This window comes from Rothia endophytica (assembly GCF_928381505.1).
Classification (GTDB): domain Bacteria; phylum Actinomycetota; class Actinomycetes; order Actinomycetales; family Micrococcaceae; genus Rothia; species Rothia endophytica_A.
Genome location: NZ_CAKMSJ010000002.1, coordinates 37,327 through 53,924 on the forward strand (window position 1 = coordinate 37,327; position 16,598 = coordinate 53,924).

At 58.0% G+C, this 16,598-nt stretch carries 14 protein-coding genes; 8 read left to right on the forward strand and 6 right to left on the reverse strand.

The features are described 5' to 3' along the window. Positions 1-36 precede the first annotated feature (36 nt). The 3 genes from glpK to L6990_RS02325 all read right to left on the reverse strand — a co-directional run bounded on the left by glpK (position 37) and on the right by L6990_RS02325 (position 4,350). Positions 37-1,596 carry a glycerol kinase GlpK gene (glpK, locus tag L6990_RS02315; protein ID WP_237202467.1) on the reverse strand — a complete coding sequence of 520 codons (1,560 nt, stop codon included), beginning with the start codon at positions 1,594-1,596 and terminating at the stop codon, positions 37-39. Between the two features lie 104 nt (positions 1,597-1,700). Beyond that, positions 1,701-2,510 (reverse strand): MIP/aquaporin family protein, encoded by an 810-nt coding sequence (locus tag L6990_RS02320; protein ID WP_237202468.1) that lies wholly within the window; start codon positions 2,508-2,510, stop codon positions 1,701-1,703. A gap of 97 nt (positions 2,511-2,607) precedes the next feature. Continuing rightward, positions 2,608-4,350, reverse strand: coding sequence for a glycerol-3-phosphate dehydrogenase/oxidase (locus L6990_RS02325; RefSeq protein WP_237202469.1), 1,743 nt, complete (start codon positions 4,348-4,350; stop codon positions 2,608-2,610). Between the two features lie 111 nt (positions 4,351-4,461). On the opposite strand from L6990_RS02325, the gene L6990_RS02330 reads away from it, so the two are divergent. After that, positions 4,462-5,403 carry a sugar-binding transcriptional regulator gene (locus L6990_RS02330; protein WP_237202748.1) on the forward strand — a complete coding sequence of 314 codons (942 nt, stop codon included), beginning with the start codon at positions 4,462-4,464 and terminating at the stop codon, positions 5,401-5,403. A gap of 13 nt (positions 5,404-5,416) precedes the next feature. On the opposite strand, the gene L6990_RS02335 is transcribed toward L6990_RS02330, so the two are convergent. Continuing rightward, entirely contained in the window at positions 5,417-5,857 is a 441-nt protein-coding gene (locus L6990_RS02335; RefSeq protein WP_237202470.1) for a hypothetical protein, read from the reverse strand. Between the two features lie 431 nt (positions 5,858-6,288). On the opposite strand from L6990_RS02335, the gene L6990_RS02340 reads away from it, so the two are divergent. Further along, entirely contained in the window at positions 6,289-7,011 is a 723-nt protein-coding gene (locus tag L6990_RS02340; RefSeq protein ID WP_237202471.1) for a CDP-alcohol phosphatidyltransferase family protein, read from the forward strand. A 329-nt stretch (positions 7,012-7,340) separates the two neighbouring features. Further along, positions 7,341-7,898, forward strand: a complete 558-nt coding sequence (locus tag L6990_RS02345) for a hypothetical protein (RefSeq protein WP_237202472.1) — start codon at positions 7,341-7,343, stop codon at positions 7,896-7,898. Between the two features lie 309 nt (positions 7,899-8,207). On the opposite strand, the gene L6990_RS02350 is transcribed toward L6990_RS02345, so the two are convergent. Both L6990_RS02350 and L6990_RS02355 read right to left on the reverse strand, forming a co-directional pair. Further along, positions 8,208-9,122, reverse strand: coding sequence for a hypothetical protein (locus tag L6990_RS02350; RefSeq protein WP_237202473.1), 915 nt, complete (start codon positions 9,120-9,122; stop codon positions 8,208-8,210). A gap of 10 nt (positions 9,123-9,132) precedes the next feature. Then, on the reverse strand, positions 9,133-10,047 hold the full coding sequence (locus tag L6990_RS02355; protein WP_237202474.1) for a LysR family transcriptional regulator: 915 nt from the start codon (positions 10,045-10,047) through the stop codon (positions 9,133-9,135). Positions 10,048-10,208: 161 nt separating this feature from the next. Here L6990_RS02355 and L6990_RS02360 point away from each other — a divergent pair, with 161 nt between their 5' ends. From L6990_RS02360 to L6990_RS02380, 5 genes are all read left to right on the forward strand, one after another. After that, on the forward strand, positions 10,209-13,691 hold the full coding sequence (locus L6990_RS02360; protein ID WP_237202475.1) for a bifunctional proline dehydrogenase/L-glutamate gamma-semialdehyde dehydrogenase: 3,483 nt from the start codon (positions 10,209-10,211) through the stop codon (positions 13,689-13,691). Positions 13,692-13,940: 249 nt separating this feature from the next. Further along, positions 13,941-14,327, forward strand: a complete 387-nt coding sequence (gene gcvH / locus L6990_RS02365; RefSeq protein WP_237202476.1) for a glycine cleavage system protein GcvH — start codon at positions 13,941-13,943, stop codon at positions 14,325-14,327. Between the two features lie 253 nt (positions 14,328-14,580). Continuing rightward, positions 14,581-15,021, forward strand: a complete 441-nt coding sequence (locus L6990_RS02370; RefSeq protein WP_237202477.1) for an FHA domain-containing protein — start codon at positions 14,581-14,583, stop codon at positions 15,019-15,021. Continuing rightward, positions 15,021-15,734, forward strand: a complete 714-nt coding sequence (gene ftsR, locus L6990_RS02375; protein ID WP_237202478.1) for a transcriptional regulator FtsR — start codon at positions 15,021-15,023, stop codon at positions 15,732-15,734. The genes L6990_RS02370 and ftsR overlap by 1 nt, the downstream gene beginning before the upstream one ends. Before the next feature lie 248 nt (positions 15,735-15,982). Beyond that, a complete protein-coding gene (locus tag L6990_RS02380; RefSeq protein WP_237202479.1) occupies positions 15,983-16,573 on the forward strand; it encodes a MerR family transcriptional regulator in 591 nt (196 codons plus the stop codon). Positions 16,574-16,598: the final 25 nt, after the last annotated feature.

Consider the following 16,598-nt stretch of genomic DNA (forward strand, 5'->3'; position numbering starts at 1 on the left):
GACAGCGGGTACTTTTATGGGGATTTCAGCTGGAGACTAGTCCTGCTCAACGTCCTCATCGACCCATTCGAGGGTGCGGGCTACAGCCTTCTTCCAGAGGCGGTACTGGCGTTCGACTTCGTCCTGGTCCATTGCAGGTTCCCAGCGCTTGTCTTCTGCCCAGTTGTCGATGACATCCTGCTCGCCGTCCCAGAAACCAACGGCGATACCGGCGGCGTAGGCTGCACCGAGAGCGGTGGTCTCGATGACCTTGGGGCGGATCACGGGTACGCCGAGGAGGTCTGCCTGGAATTGCATGAGGAACTCGTTGGCGGTCATGCCGCCGTCCACGCGCACTTCTCCGAGGGAAACCTTGGTGCCGGCTGCCTCTGCGTCAGCGTTCATAGCATCCAGCACCTCGCGAGTCTGGAAGGCAGTTGCCTCCAAGGCTGCGCGGACGATGTGGGCCCGGTTGACATAGCGGGTGAGGCCAACGATGACACCGCGGGCATCCGAGCGCCAGTGGGGTGCGAAGAGACCAGAGAAGGCAGGAACGACGTAGGCGCCGCCCGTGTTCTCTACGCTGGTTGCCAGTTCTTCTGACTCTGCAGCGTTGTCGATCATGTGGAGGTTATCGCGTAGCCACTGAATCAGGGAGCCGGAGACTGCAACTGAACCTTCGAGGGCGTAGACCGGGTCAGCGTCGCCCAGCTTGTAGGCAACGGTGGTGAGCAGACCGTTTTCTGAGATCACGGGTTCGGTGCCGGTGTTCATGAGCATGAAGTTACCGGTGCCGTAGGTGTTCTTCGCCATGCCCTTTTCGAAGCAGGCCTGACCGAAGGTCGCTGCCTGCTGGTCGCCTAGGATGCCGGCGATGGGCGTGCCATTGAGTAGGCCCTTCTTGCGGCCGTAGCCGTACACCTCTGAAGAGGACTTAATCTCGGGCAGCATGCTCATGGGGATGCTCATGTCAGCAGCGATGGACTCGTCCCACTCCAGAGTCTTGATATTCATGAGCAGGGTACGGGAGGCGTTGGTCACGTCGGTAACATGCACGCCGCCGTTTACGCCGCCGGTGATGTTCCAGAGCACCCAAGTATCGGTGTTGCCGAAGAGTAGGTCGCCGGCTTCTGCCTTTTCGCGGGCGCCCTCCACGTTATCCAGAATCCACTTGATTTTGGGGCCTGAGAAGTAGGTGGCGAGGTTCAGACCTACGATGTCGTGGTACTTACCTGCGCCCTCTTCGCCGCCCAGCTCGTCACAGATTTTCTGGGTGCGGGTGTCCTGCCAGACGATGGCGTTGTAGATGGGTTTACCGGTGGTCTTGTCCCAGACCACGGCGGTTTCGCGCTGGTTGGTGATACCGACGGCAGCGATTTCGTGGTGGTTGACCTCAGCTTTAGTCAAGCACTCACCAACAGCCTGGCGCACGTTCTTCCAGATTTCGAGGGGGTCATGCTCAACCCAGCCTGCCTTAGGGAAAATCTGTTCGTGCTCTAGCTGGCCCACTGATTTGATTTCGCCCGCCTTGGTGAAGAGGATGGCGCGTGAGCTGGTGGTGCCCTGGTCGATGGAAAGAATGTACTTCTTACGCTCGGGCAGTTCGGTCTTAGTCATGGTGACACTTCCTTGTGAATGGGTGGGTGGGGCAGGACGCCGGGTAGGTAGCTACCGGTAGCGGGGTGAGCCGCGGCGTCCTGCCGCTCTATATATGGAGGAGGTTAGGCGCCTGCGATGGCAAGAACCGCGGGGACAATGAGTGCTGCTGCGGTTGCGCCAATGATGGGGCCGGCGACGGGTACCCAAGAGTAGGCCCAGTCTGATGCTGACTTGTTTTTGATGGGCATCAGAGCGTGAGCGATACGAGGGCCAAGGTCACGTGCAGGGTTGATGGCGTAGCCGGTGGGAGTGCCCAGGGACAGACCGATAGCGGTAACGATCAGGGCAACAGCAAGAGGTCCAAGACCTGAAGGAGTCTGACCGGAAGCTACCACGAAGCCGATCAGGACGAAGGTGCCGATAGCTTCGGTGACGACGTTCCAACCGTAGGAGCGAATGGCAGGGGCGGTGCAGAAGACGCCGCGGGAGACGCCGGGTTCGACGATGTCGAAGTGCTTCTTGAAGGCAAGGTAGGCACCCCAGGCTCCCAAGAAAGCACCCAGGAACTGGCCGGCGAAGTAGACCAGCATAGCGGTGAAGCCGGGCGCGATGCCGGGGGCAAAATCGTTGCCAGCAACCATCTGGCCGATGGTGACTGCGGGGTTAAGGTGAGCGCCGGAGGGGCCGGAAACATAGACACCAGCAAAGACCGCGAAGCCCCAGCCGAAAGCGATGTTGATCCAGTCAGCGCCCTTAGCACCAGACTTGGGTAAACTCACTGCTGCTACAACGCCTGCACCCAGAAGAAGCAGGATGAATGTGCCCAGGGTTTCTGATGCAAATGCACCTAGGAGGGTGGCGGTGCCGTCAGCATTGACGAGAGCACTTGCCTGCACGCTGGCTTCAGTGCCAGTTGCTAATAGTGAGCTCATAGAGACCTCTTTCACATCGGTGTGAAGAAAACATCCGGTGGACGTTCCACAAATTATGGTTGGATTTTTGGTGGGTTCAAGGCGCCAGCGTTGCTGGTTAGCCTACGATAATGGGGACGTTCATCAGATGGTCGGTTGCCCGCTCATCTGAGGTTTCAGTTGAAGCTGCCTCAATAGCCTCGACGCGCTTGCGGTAGGTGGCTAGCTCGCGCTGCTGAGTTGCCTCGTCCCAGCCCAGTTCTGGTGCCATGATTGAGATAATCTCTTCGGCAGCAGCCAGGCCACGGTCCTTAGCTTCAAGGTCTAGGCGAACGCGGCGGATGAGCACATCTTCCAGGTGTAGGGCACCTTCTGCGCGCACAGCCTGCAGGACGTCGGCGCGCAGGAACTGGGGGGCGGCGGCCAGGGGAGCACCCAGTGAGGGGTCCTCTTCAATCTGAGCGATGATGTCGGTCAGTTCAGCGCCGTAGCGTTCGAGCAGGTGATCGGTGCGGGCAGCGTCCCAACCGTTTTCAGCGGCCAGGGCGTGAGCGCGAGAAGCCAGAACCTCGTAGCCCTCAGCACCCACCAGCTTGATGTTTTCGGTGACCGAGGGCAGGGTCTTAGCGCGCTCACCGAGGGCGAAGTCCACGGCGTCCTCTGCCATGACGCGGTAGGTGGTGAGTTTACCGCCGGCAATAGCGCTCATGCCCGGGGCGATCTGGGTGACGGTATGCTCGCGGGAGACCTTGGTAGAGGACTTATCTGAACCGTCCTTGAGCACCGGCTGCAGCAGCGGGCGTAGGCCAGCGAAGGTGCTGATAACGTCGTCGTGGGTCAGCTCATCGGCAATGAGCTTGTTGGCCTGCATGAGCACGTAATCGATGTCCTCGCGGGTTGCCACGGGGTTGAGGCGATCCTGCTGAGTGTAGGGGGTGTCGGTGGTGCCGATGATCCAGTAGCGCTGCCAGGGGATGATGAAGAGAACGGACTTTTCGGTCTTGGTGAAGATTCCGCTGGTTGCTTTAATACGGTTGCGGGGCACGGTGATGTGCACGCCCTTGGAGGCAAGTACCTTGAGCCCAGCGTCCTGGGTGGCTAGAGCTTCGGTTTCTTCGGTCCATACGCCGGTTGCGTTAATGATGTGCTTGGCTTTGACGGTCTTTTCGGCGCCGGTTTCAAGATCTAGAATTTTGGCGCCGGTGACCCTACCGCTAGCGTCCTTTTCGACGCCGGTGACCTTGGTGCGAGTGGCTGCTAGTGCACCGTAGCCGGCGGCAGTGCGGACCAGGTCAATCACCAAGCGGGCATCGTCCACGCGGGCATCATAGAACTGGATGGCGCCAGAGAATGCGGAATCTTTGATGCCGGGGAAGACCTTTTTGGTGCCGGACTTGGTGAAGTGCTGCTGGGCGGGCACGGTCTTGCGGCCGCCTGCACCAACGAAAGCCAAGGTGTCGTACATGCCGATGCCTACTGCTGAGTAGGCACGCTCAATGAGGGGTAGCTTGAGGGGCCAGAGGAAGGGCTGCGCCTTGACGAGGTGGGGAGCGGTGCGCTCGAGCAGCAGGCCACGTTCTTTAAGCGCCTCAGAAACGAGCTTGAAATCTAGGTTGTAGAGGTAACGCAGACCGCCGTGCACCAGTTTGGATGACCAGGCGGAGGTGCCCATAGCCCAGTCACCAGCATCAACGATAGCGGTGCGCAGGCCACGGGTGGCGGCGTCCAGAGCAATACCTGCACCGGTGACACCACCGCCGATGACGAGAATGTCGACTCCAGCATCGTCGGTCATGGCCTCAAGGGCGGCGGTGCGGGAGGCGGCGGTGAGATGGGATTTAGCGGTGAATGTTGCGCTCATAATGGCTCTCCAGAAAAAATACGATGGATGTGAAGTCTGTTACCATTTGAACTGCCCAGTGCAAAAAACTGCAAAATGTTTGAGCAAAATTTCACTTAGAATGGGAAAGTGATGAGAAAAAGTAAAAATTTGATGTTTGACGCGGCGCACCTCTACTACGTTGAACACCTAACCATGGCGGCGATCTCTGCCAGGTTGGGGGTTTCCCGGCCTACTGTGTCCAGGCTTCTGCAGAATGCGCGTGAAAGCGGTGTAGTGACTATTCGGCTCAATGAGGAGCTACGACCCAAGGAGCCTTTAGAGAGCCGGCTGGCAGACCGGTACCGGGTTCGCGTTCACGTGGCTCAGGTGCCAGCGGGAGCCAGTGAGACGGTGCGCATGCGCAGTGTAGCGGCGGCAGGCGCTAAGCTCTTGGATTCACTGGTGCATCATGGCACTGTACTGGGCGTTGCCTGGGGCTCCACCGTGACTGAGGTGGCACACTTTTTGCCCAAACGACCGCTGAACGATGTCACCGTGGTGCAGCTCAACGGGGCGGGCAATGCCCACCACACCGGCATCCCGTATTCGGGGGCAATTTTGGGCCAGGTGGCTTCTGCCTATAACGCCCGCATGATGCACTTCCCGGTGCCTGCCTTTTTTGATTTCGCTGATACCAAGGCGGCTATGTGGCGAGAGCGCAGTGTGCGCGGTGTGCTGGCGGTGCAGCGGTCTGCGGACGTTGCCCTCTTTGGGGTGGGTGCATTTGGCGGCTCTATTCCATCCCATGTGTATGCCGGTGGATATTTTGATGGGGCAGAACTGGCGTCCATGCGAGCGGAGGGTATTGCTGGCGATATTTGCACGGTGATGATCCGGGAGGATGGCACCTGGGCTGACCTTGATATCAATAAGCGAGCGACCGGGCCGACGCCAGCCGAGCTGGCGAAGGTGGGCCGCCGTATCTGCGTGGCTGCGGGCGTCCACCGCGCCGCTGCCCTGCGCGGCGCACTCAAAACAGGTGTTATCACCGACCTGGTAGTGGGCAGTAGCCTGGCGGAGCTGCTTGTCTAACGCCGGGATAGAGCTAGAGCGCGGTTAGGTGCGGTGTGCCGCCCGGCCCCTCATTTTCAGTGTTAACTTCGCCGCGCAGCCGCTCGTAGAGGCCCATGTCCAGCATGAACTCCATGAACTTCTCAGCAGGCATCTTGCGCACATAATCCACCAGCTCGTTGGTTTCGGACTCGTAGGTCCACGGCTTCGATGACAACCCCATGCGCGCCTTCTTGGAGTAGGCGAAGTCCACCTTGGTGTTAGCATGGGCGCTCTGCCGTAGCCTCTCATCCTTGGCTGCCTCAGCCACAAAGGTGGTGGCGAAACCTACCTGGTACTCGTCGCTCAGATTGAGCCCGTTGAAGTGCTTATTGACCAGGTCAATGAGGGCAGAGCGGGCCTTGCGCTCGCGCTCCTGAATCGGTGCCAGACCTGCTTTGAACTGTTTGTTATCTACCCAAAGTAGACCAGACATCGTTGAGCATGTACGCCCCAAAACCTAGAATGCCCAGGCCGATGATGAAACCTGCCAACAAAGAACCAATAAGGGGATTAATTCATTTGTCATCTTTTGAAAGAGACAGTAGGAACATGATGCCAAATGTCGCCGAGATGATCAGGCCCACAAGCACTCCAAATGCGCTTGCCAGCAAAATAAATCCCATAATAAATCTTTCTCGTGATGCAAATTAGCTTCAGCCCTCTGAAAGGCTAAAGAGTTGAGACCACCCACCGCAGGCAGCCAATCTTCAAATTGCCAGCACCAGTGAGGAACCCTACCCCGATTGCAATCGAGCGGACCCGCCAAAACGCTGGGATGAGCCACCGTCGCAGTGCAAAAGGCTAGAGTAGATATCTACCCCTTGCCCCCGTGCAGCTCACAAGGCAGCAACCGAAAGGACCCCCGTGCCAACAGCACCCCATTTCACCACAACCCAGCGCGCTGCCGCGTGGTTCGTCCATGCCTTCACCCTCTCAGGCCTTGCTTGGGCAACCCTGGCAATCCTCGCCCTCATTGAAGGTGACTACACCGCCATGTGGCTCTGGCTTGGCGTCGCCCTGGTCGTGGACTCCGTGGACGGCACTATGGCACGCAAAGCCTGCGTCAAAGAGGTGCTGCCCTGGTTCGATGGGGGAATCGTAGACATCGCCGTCGACTACCTCACCTGGACCTTCATCCCCGCCCTCTTCATGTACTTGGCACTGCCCATGGGAGCTAAGCCCCTGGCACTAGCTCTGGTTATTTTGATTCTGGTGTCCTCAATGTTCTGCTACGCCAATGAACACTGGAAATCCAGCGACTACTACTTTGTGGGTTTCCCTGCCGCCTGGAACATCGTGGCGGTCTTCATGTATGTCATGGGCACCGGCGCTCTCTTCAACGTCATCACCATTGTGGTGTTGGCAGTACTGACTCTGACTCCTACCTACTACACCCACCCCTTCAGGGTTAAAAAGTTCATGGCGGTCAACATCGTAGCTATCACTGTCTGGATCGCCGCTACCGCCTACCTAGTTGCCCTCGTGCCTGATCGCCCCCTTTGGGCAGTTCTTGCCTTCTGGGTCTCGGGCGGCTGGTTCGTTGTGACCTGCGCATGGCGAACCTTCGCAGGGGCTGACCGGCACTAGAGCCCGCTCCCAACAGTGCCAGCCCTTACCGGCATCATGACCTAGACTTCCCATAAGCTACTCAGGCTAATTGTCGCCTAAAGAGCGGGGCCTCTCACCAGCGCTTACTCGCCCCCCTCCCTCCCAGTGACTACATATAATGGCGCATGGCACCGCCTGGTGCCCCATATCGAAGGGGATAGTTCTTGGGGAATTTTGAGTACAACGCTGAGGTCAACCCGCACATTGGGTCGCCCGGTGTCACCACCATGCATGGCTAAGCGCATTCTTCGGATGCAACACCGCTACCCGGCCCGGGCAAGGGGCCGTGGAACGTCACTAAAATCCCTATGGGAGGTGCTTGCCCTACCGTTCTGGCTGGGCAGGACGGTATCATCCAGGTGCTCTGCACTCAGGTCGCAGCTGAGGGGCAGTTTCTGGTGCCCAAGGTCGTCACCATTAGCCCTACAGGCCAAGAACTAGCGCACCTCAACCTGCCCAAGGGTGCCCTGCCCGGTGGCGTTTACGCCTACCTCGACGCCCAAGACCGTATGGTGCTGGTCGACGGCACCAACACCCTTTTGCGCGTAGCCCACAGCGAAGATGGCCGTACCCTGTCGGTAGATTCGCGAGTTGACCTCAAAGACTTCCTGTCCCAGATTCCGGGGGACCAGGTTGTTGTCCTGGTGCCCGACTGGCAGGGACGGGTCTGGGTTGCCTCTAAGAACGCCGTGGTGGCAGTCGTAGACACTGAGCGCGGCACCATTCGTTCGCTCCGACCCAATATGATTAGTCCGTCAGAGCGCGTTGATAACTCCATTTCGGCCTGCCCCTCGGGGGCCAGCGTGGTGACCTCCCACGGTATTTATATGCTCTCAGCTGCCAATACTTCCCAGCCCGGCATCTGACTCGCGCAGGTCAAGACTCTAATGGCCGCGGGGCAGCCCTAGCCAGCGCCGGTATTGAGGGGGATGTCAGCACGCTCCAGCTCGTTCAAGAACTCCCCGCCGGTCAGAGCATCACGGCAGTGCTCACATGGCAGGGAATACGCGGTGTAGCTAAATCAACCATTGGCACCGTCCAGGTCATCTCAAGCTCAGTGCTTGATGACCGCATCACATCGTACACGCAGGCGCTAAGCGCTGAAGTGATCTTCCGCAGAATCTAAAGTCTGACCGAATGCCAGCATCTTCAACCAAGGTGCGGGCACTTTGAATTCATCCTTGGGATACTCGCGCTCGCACCCGGCGCTCTCGCAGGTAACGCACCACCTCAAAACCCACGGCGCTGGCAATAAACCCAGCAATGACGAGGTTTACCTGGAAGGGGTAGTGGTGCCCATGAGACCAGAAGTAGACGTAAGGGGCGATAAAGGTAATCAGTGCAACGGCTAGGGCAAGGACGCGTACCAGCGCCTTTTTAGCCGTAAACATAGCGATGACGCCCCAGGTATAGGGAATAGCCCCCAGTACGTCCAGAGCCCACAGCACCCAAATATTTCCATGAAAATGCGGGATAAAAGCAACAGGTAGTGCCCGGCATACCGAGTACAGCATCACTAAGATGTAGGCCCACATGACGGGGGAGTGAGCTAGTCGAAAGGCCAAAGAGCGTTCACGCACCTTCACTCCGCCCTTGCGGAGAACCTCCATGCCCCGTCCGGGCACCCGGGCGGTATCCATTCCCTCCAGATTGTGCAGGGCAAAGCCGCGTAGTCCGCTACCTTCCTGTAAGCAGTGATGGAGAAAGGCCTGAGGGCTCACCGCTAGAGGTACCACGCTCTTGGCTGCGGGCAGCCGTAATTTCCAGTTCTCAGGCACAGGCCTAGCCGGCCCGGCCACTTGGCAGGCATCACCCAGCACCTCTTGGATATGGTCCACGGTAGCTACGTCTACTAGCCCCAGCCACAGGTGCACCCGCCGAGCAATTGATTCGCGCAAAACAACGCCCAAGCTCTCCATTGCGGCTGAATCTTCCTGGTCAGCAAGATAACTTAGAGCCTTAACTTCAAGAATGTGGGAGGGCCGCAACGCGCCAATTCGGTCGAATCCTGACACGCGGGCCAACACCTCTGGGTCCATAGGGACGTCGAGGGCTAGAGGGGTCTCTGCAATCGAGAACAGGCTGAGCATAGCTCTGACTCTACTCGCAAGTGTGCCCAGGTGAATTAATGACTGCCGCCCCTAAGGCTTCTTTCACTGCTTTGATGGCAGGTTGCTCTGCGCTCTCTGACCGCACGGTTACAAAAATCTTGCGTTTAGGTTCCCCGGGCAGGGGTAGCACTTTAACGGAATTTGCCTCAGCACTTCGAGCCAGGTTCGCAAGGGCAAAGCCCGGCAGGACGGCGGCAGCCCCCGCCGCGGCCAGTTGCAGGTGGGTGCCCAAATCGTCAATGACGTAGCGAACCTGAGGCTCAAAACCCGCTGCGCGGCAACGATCAATAGCCCACACTCGTGAGGTGTTGTGTTCGCCCTCAAATACCCAGGGCAGGTGGGAGGCTTCCCCAAGTTCTTGTACATCGGAATTGGCTGCGACGACCAGATTAAGAGTGTCATGGGTCAGTAGCTCTGAGGTCAGCTCGGCATGCTCGGGGATGAAGCGGTGGGGGTAGGACTCCGAAATGACCATGTCGAACTCGCGGCTTCGCGTCAGAATGAGGCCGGTCTCTGGGTTAATCTGCACTGCGTGGAGTTCCACCTGAGGGGCATGTTCTGCCAGGTAGTCCAGCGCTCCGGGTAGCAGAGCTTGAGCTGCTGACTGGAAGATGGCCAGACGTACCTGGCCGGCGGGGATGCCTTCCAAGAGTGAGATGCGAGTGCGGGCGGCGTCCAATTCCGAGAGCACATTGCGGGTACTTTCAGCCAGAATCAGGGCCTCAGCGGTCAGTTCAACGTGTCTGCCCACCTTGCGCAGTAGGGGAGCGCCCACCTCTTTTTCAAGAGTGGAGAGCTGCTGCGAGACTGCTGATGATGTGAGGTGCAGTGCCTTGGCGGCTGCGGCCAGTGTCCCACGCTCGTGAATTTCAAGCAGCATGGCGAGGCGGCGCAAATCATACATGGGAACCCCTCCTTATAGTGTCATTACAATTTAGCAAATCTAAACCAAATACATCAAGAAGATTCACTTTTTCTAATAGTGTTTTACTGACCTAAACATGGTGAAATGGGTAACAAGTGCCAAGTTGTGCGCACACCGCGCATCCAAGAGGAGGTCCTACCATGGCCCAGCCGTTCGCCGATGAACGCCACCAGAAACTAGCCATCCAAGCAACCGAACTCGTTGCCCAGTGGGTCAAAGAAGCCCAGAATATTCCTGCAGACCCCGCCGCAGAGAAACTGGCTGGCGTCCTCAAAGACCCCAACGGTCTCGACTTCACAGTAGGCTTCGTAGACGGTGTTGTACGCCCCGAAGACCAGAGCGTTGCCGGTAAGAACCTAGAACGCATCGCTCCCATCGTCCCCTCCTTCCTGCCCAATTATATGAAGGCAGCAGTAGGCATCGGCGGAAAGCTGGCAGGCAAGGTCCCCTGGCCTACCGTGCCCATCGCCCGCACCGTGCTGCGCCAGATGGTCGGTCACCTGATTGTGGATGCCCGTGATGAGAAGCTCGGCCCTGCCATCAAGCACCTCACCGCCAGCGGCAACAAGCTCAACATCAACCTGCTCGGCGAAGCGGTACTGGGTGACCGCGAAGCAGAACGCCGCCTGAGCGAAACAAAGCGCCTACTGGCCCGTGATGACGTTGACTACGTATCTATCAAGGTTTCTTCAGTTTCAGGCCCCCACTCTCACTGGGCCTTCGATGAGGTAGTTGAACAGGCAGTCACACGCCTGACCCCGCTTTATGAACTGGCAGCTAACTCTCCCCAGAAGAAGTTCATCAACCTGGATATGGAAGAGTACAAGGATCTGGACATGACCATCGCTGTCTTCACCCAAATCCTTGACCAGCCCCAGCTCAAGCACCTTGAAGCCGGTATCGTTCTTCAGGCTTACCTGCCCGATACCCTGGCTGCCATGCAGCACCTGCAGGGATGGGCAGCGGAGCGCGTAGCCACCGGCGGCGCCCGCATTAAGGTTCGCCTGGTTAAAGGCGCCAACCTCTCCATGGAAAAGGTAGAGGCAGCAGTCCACGGCTGGCCCCTGACCACCTGCAACTCCAAGCAGGAATCAGACACCAACTACAAGCGCATCCTCGACTACGCCCTGCAGCCCGAGCACACCAAGAACATCCGCCTGGGTGTCGCTGGCCACAACCTCTTTGATGTTGCCTTCGCCCTGCTCCTGGCAGAAGACCGCGGTGTAGCCCGCGATGTCGAGTTCGAAATGCTCATCGGTATGGCATCCCAGCAGGCGGAGGTCATCCGCCAGCGCGTCGGTCACCTGCTGCTCTACACCCCCGTGGTGCGCCCCGAAGAATTCGACGTTGCTATCTCCTACCTGGTGCGCCGCCTCGAAGAGAACGCATCTAGCGAGAACTTCATGAGCGCCGTCTTCGACCTGGATTCATCCCCAGCTCTCTTCGAACGTGAGAAGCAGCGCTTCCTGGCGTCACTAGCAGACGTCACTGATGAGGTTCAGCCCCCTCAGCGCATCCAGAATCGCCTGACCGAAACCGAAGACACCGTCTTCAAGCCCGCAGGCGACTTCGAGAACACCCCGGATACCGACTCTGCGCTCGTCGCTAACCGTGAGTGGGGCCGGGCCATTCTGGAACGCTCAGCGACCACCCGCATCGGCATCGATACCCTAGCTGATAACGAGCTGGGCTCAGCAGAACAGGCTGAAGCTCTGGTTGCAGATACCCAGGCAGCCGGCGCCGAGTGGGGCGCCCGCCCCGCTAGTGAACGCGCCGCGATTCTACGCAAGGTCGCAGTCGGTTTGGCAGTTCGCCGCGGCGACTTTATGGAGATCATGGCGCATGAGGCCGGCAAGACCCTGGACCAGGGCGATGTTGAGGTCTCTGAAGCCGTTGACTTTGCTTACTACTACGCCATGCTGGCAGAACGCCTAGATGACATGGACGGCGCGCGCCCCGTGCCCGCCAAGCTCACCCTGGTGATTCCGCCCTGGAACTTCCCCACAGCTATCCCCGTTGGTGGTGTGATCGCATCCCTGGCAGCAGGTTCGGGCGTCATATTCAAGCCCGCCTCCAACACCGCCCGCATCGGCGCCCTCATCGCTGAGGTGCTGTGGGAAGCCGGCGTGCCCCGCGACGTCTTGCGTCTGGTCAAGGTGACCGACCGCGACGCTGGCTCGAAGATGATTGCAGACCGCCGAGTTGACCGTTTGATTCTGACCGGTGGTTACGAGACCGCCGAGATGTTCCGTTCCTGGCGCAAGGACCTACCGCTTTTCGGTGAGACATCGGGCAAGAACTCCATCATCGTCACCCCCAACGCTGACCTCGATTTGGCGGTCAAGGACGTCGTTGCCTCCGCTTTCGGTCACGCAGGCCAGAAGTGCTCAGCAGCCTCCACCGTGATTCTGGTTGGTAGCGTAGGGGAGTCGAAGCGATTTTACAACCAGCTAGTCGATGCCGTGAAGTCACTGCACGTGGCTCACCCGCAGGACATCGCCTCAGAAATGGGCCCGGTCATTGAGGTTCCCGAGGGTAAGCTCAAGCGCGGCCTCACCACCTTGGGTGAAGGCGAAACCTGGATTATCAAGCCCCAGCAGCTCGATGAAACTGGCCGACTCTGGTCGCCCGGCGTCCGCGCAGGAGTGAAGCCCGGTAGCGAATACCACCTGACCGAATACTTCGGCCCCATCCTGGGTGTCATGAAGGCTAAGACCCTCGAAGAAGCTATTGAGCTGCAGAACGCAACCGACTACGGTCTGACCGCCGGCCTGCACTCACTTGATTCCAAGGAACTCGCTCTCTGGCTCTCCAAGGTTGAGGCAGGCAACACCTACGTCAACCGCGGTATTACCGGCGCAATTGTTCAGCGCCAGCCCTTCGGCGGCTGGAAGAAGTCAACCGTGGGCTCAGGTACCAAGGCAGGTGGCCCCAACTACCTGGTGGCACTGACCGACTGGGTCAGCGAACCCTCAACCGCTACTACTGCCCCCGATAAGGCAGAGGTGCGCGAAATCCTGGCTGCCTTGCGTGAACCCACCGCCACCAACGATGGCGGCATCGTGTTCCTCACCCGCTCAGCCAGCTCGGATGCCGCTGCTTGGGCTACAGAATTCGGTGTAGGGCATGACCCCAGCAACCTGGGTGTCGAGCGCAATATCCTGCGCTACCTGCCCACCGTCGTCCAGGTGCGCTTGGACTCCACCGGCAACATGGACCACGCGATCCGCGTGCTGCTGGCAGGTGTAGCAGCCGGAGCAAAGATTGAGTTCAGCACCGCTGCTGCCCTGCCCGTGGCAGTGCACGGTGCCGTAACCTCAGCCGGGGTCACCATCATCGAGCAGAGCGACGCAGAATACCGCGCATCCCTGCAGAAGATTGCTAAGACCTCATCTAAGCAGCTTGAGGGTACTGCGCTAGAAGGTGCCCGCATCAGGTACATCGGTGATGATTCCACCTCAATCTACGAGGCACTGGATGGGCGCCCCGACATTGCGGTCTACTTCCAGCCCGTCACCGAGGCTGGTCGCATCGAGATGCTGCCCTTCCTCCGCGAGCAGGCAGTATCTATTACCGCCCACCGTTTCGGTAACCCGGATAAGTTCTCAGGGAAGGTCATCTAGGGTTCCAACCGAATAAATGTAGTTGCCGCCTTTCGCTCCTTGCTCATAAAGCAGGGGTACGAAGGGGGGGCTTCTTTATCTTCTTTTCTGGGGGATGGTGGGCAACACGGTGTTCTGCGTTACCTGCGCCTGTTGGCTGTGTCATACAATGGGAGGTAAGACGCCGCTTCTCCCTCGTTGCGGCTCTGCATTCTTTCGAGTTTCACGCACCTCGATCGGCATCTTTCACAACAGATAAGGAAATCTCCGATGAGCAACATTCCTGCAGAACTCAAGTACACCAAAGAACACGAGTGGGTTGGTGCACTCACCGCTGATGGCACCGTGCGTATCGGCGTCACCGACCACGCTCAGGACGCCCTGGGTGACGTTGTCTATGTGGACCTGCCCGAGGTAGGCGAAACCCTAGAAGCCGACGCCACCTTCGGTGAGATCGAATCCACCAAGAGCGTCTCTGACTTGTTCGCTCCCATTAACGGTGAAGTTGTTGCTGTTAACGATGAGCTTGAAGGTGCACCTGAGACTGTGAACTCAGACCCTTACGGCGCTGGCTGGCTCATTGAGGTTCGCCCTGCAGATGCAGCTGACCTCGAGAATCTGATGTCAGCAGCTGATTACGAGACTGAGATCGCCTAAAGCAAGGGTTGTTACAGCCCTGAGCCACCGCCGAATGCGGTGGCTCTTTTCATGTCTAGGTGCAATTAGGTTCCGGTTTGTGAAAAATCTGCCCAGAAAGCGGTGTGAATTGGGCAATAACCAGTGGTTCTGGCTAAGATTAAACGAGCGGTTCACTGTTTACCATTTTGTGACCTTTGAGTCGCCCTGATACTCACTCGCTTCGCGTATGTTTGCATACCGAACAGAGATCTACTACACCAAGGATCCCAGCATGTCCCACCACGAAGCGCACCCCGCCACCACCACCATCCCTCTGTCAATTTCAGATATTGCCAGCTCTCACAACCCCACTGACGAAGAGCTGTCGGTTATTGCTACTCTTCCTGGCGGTTCAGCTGTGCTGATCGGTATTGATGGCCAGTTCAAGGGCGCTCGCTTCTTGTTGACAGCAGATTCAGATGAAAGTGGCGCTGTAGAGCCCATCATTGCTGGTCGTAGCCCAGAATCAGACATCTACCTTGATGATGTAACGGTTTCACGCCGTCACGCCCTGTTCATCCCCAACGCGGGCAGCTTCATCCTGACCGATGCTGACTCCTTGAATGGCACCTACGTCAACGGTGATCGCGTTGATGAGGCTTACCTTAAGAACGGCGACGAGGTGCACATCGGCAAGTTCCACTTTGCTTTCTATCTGGGCACGGGGCGGTAATGACTGACGAATCAGTTCATAACGAGCCAGCTGAGGGGCAGGTCAAAAATAAGACGATTGGCCAGGTTCTTGCAGCTCTTGAGTCAGACTTTGCAGGGATCAGCGCCTCAAAAATCCGTTTCCTGGAGGACAAGGGGCTGGTGAGCCCCCAGCGCACCAATACCGGCTACCGCAAGTATTCGGCCCAGGATATTGAGCGCCTGCGCTATGTCCTAGAGTTGCAGCGTGACCAGTACCTCCCTCTCAAGGTGATTAGGGAGCGTTTAGCTGATTTGGACGCTGGCAAGGTTCAGGTGGCTCAACCTGAAATTGAAGCTGTAGAGACTCAAACTGCTGAGGATCCTGCGCCCTCCCGATCTTTTACCCTGCGTGAGTTGGGCCAGGAGGCTGAAGTCGACATGCCGTTGCTTCGCGAGCTCATCAAATATGGTCTGCTTCTAGAGAATAAAGAAGCCTATGATGAATATGATCTGGCGGTCACCAAGGTGTGTAATCAGCTGACCGCCCACGGTCTGCACCCTCGCCATCTGCGGGCTTTTAGGGCTGCAGCTGACCGTGAGGTTGATCTGGTTGAAACCGCGGTAGGGCCGCTTGCCCTGCGCAGGGACGAGACCTCTCGTGCTCGTGCAGCTGAACTGGCGGGGGATATCGCTCAGCTCTTGCTGCGCCTGCACATGGGCCTGGTTGCTGGGTCAATGCCTACCTACGAATAGGGCGGATGCCGCTGTGGGCAGTCCACTGAGGGGCCGCTCTTGGTAGGAAGTTTTAATGGTGGTCTGTCTTAATGACGAGAACCACGTTAAAACGCCGTGCTGAGCCAGGGCGCTTTAAACCCGAAAATGGGTGAGCGCCGGGTAGGATAGGTACAGTTCAAATCGTTGTAGAGGAAGGGATCGCTGTTATCGTGAAGCATCATGACCCAACAGTAGAACATAGCGCGCTAAGAGGCGTACCTTCTTCTATGGATCAACCGTTGCTGGGGTTTGATGAAGTGCTTCATCGTGCTTCCCCCGTAGGCCAGCAGGGCGTTCTCTTTGATGACCCCGTGTCATTGGTGGATGAAAATCTTGGCTACCGTGGGCCCACTGCTTGCAAGGCTGCCGGTATCACCTATCGTCAGCTAGATTACTGGGCACGCACCCAGCTGGTTGAACCCACTGTCCGGTCGGCTAAGGGTTCGGGCTCTCAGCGTCTTTATTCTTTCCGTGACGTATTGGTTCTAAAAATTGTTAAGCGCCTACTAGACACCGGTGTTTCCCTTCAGCAGATTCGTACCTCTGTAGAGCACCTGCGTACTCGTGGGGTAGAAGATCTTGCTGGTATTACCCTGATGTCAGACGGCGCTAGCGTTTATGAGTGCACCTCAGCCTCAGAAGTTATCGATCTGGTACAGGCGGGTCAGGGCGTCTTTGGCATTGCTATTGGTAGGGTTTGGCGAGAGCTCGAAGTATCGCTCAGTGAGCTACCTGGTGAAAACACTGCCGTTGAAGAAGCCAGCATCGAAATCCATGATGAACTTTCCGCGCGACGAGCTCGCAAGGCTGGCGCATAGAACTTTTCTTAGTTTAAAAACGTCG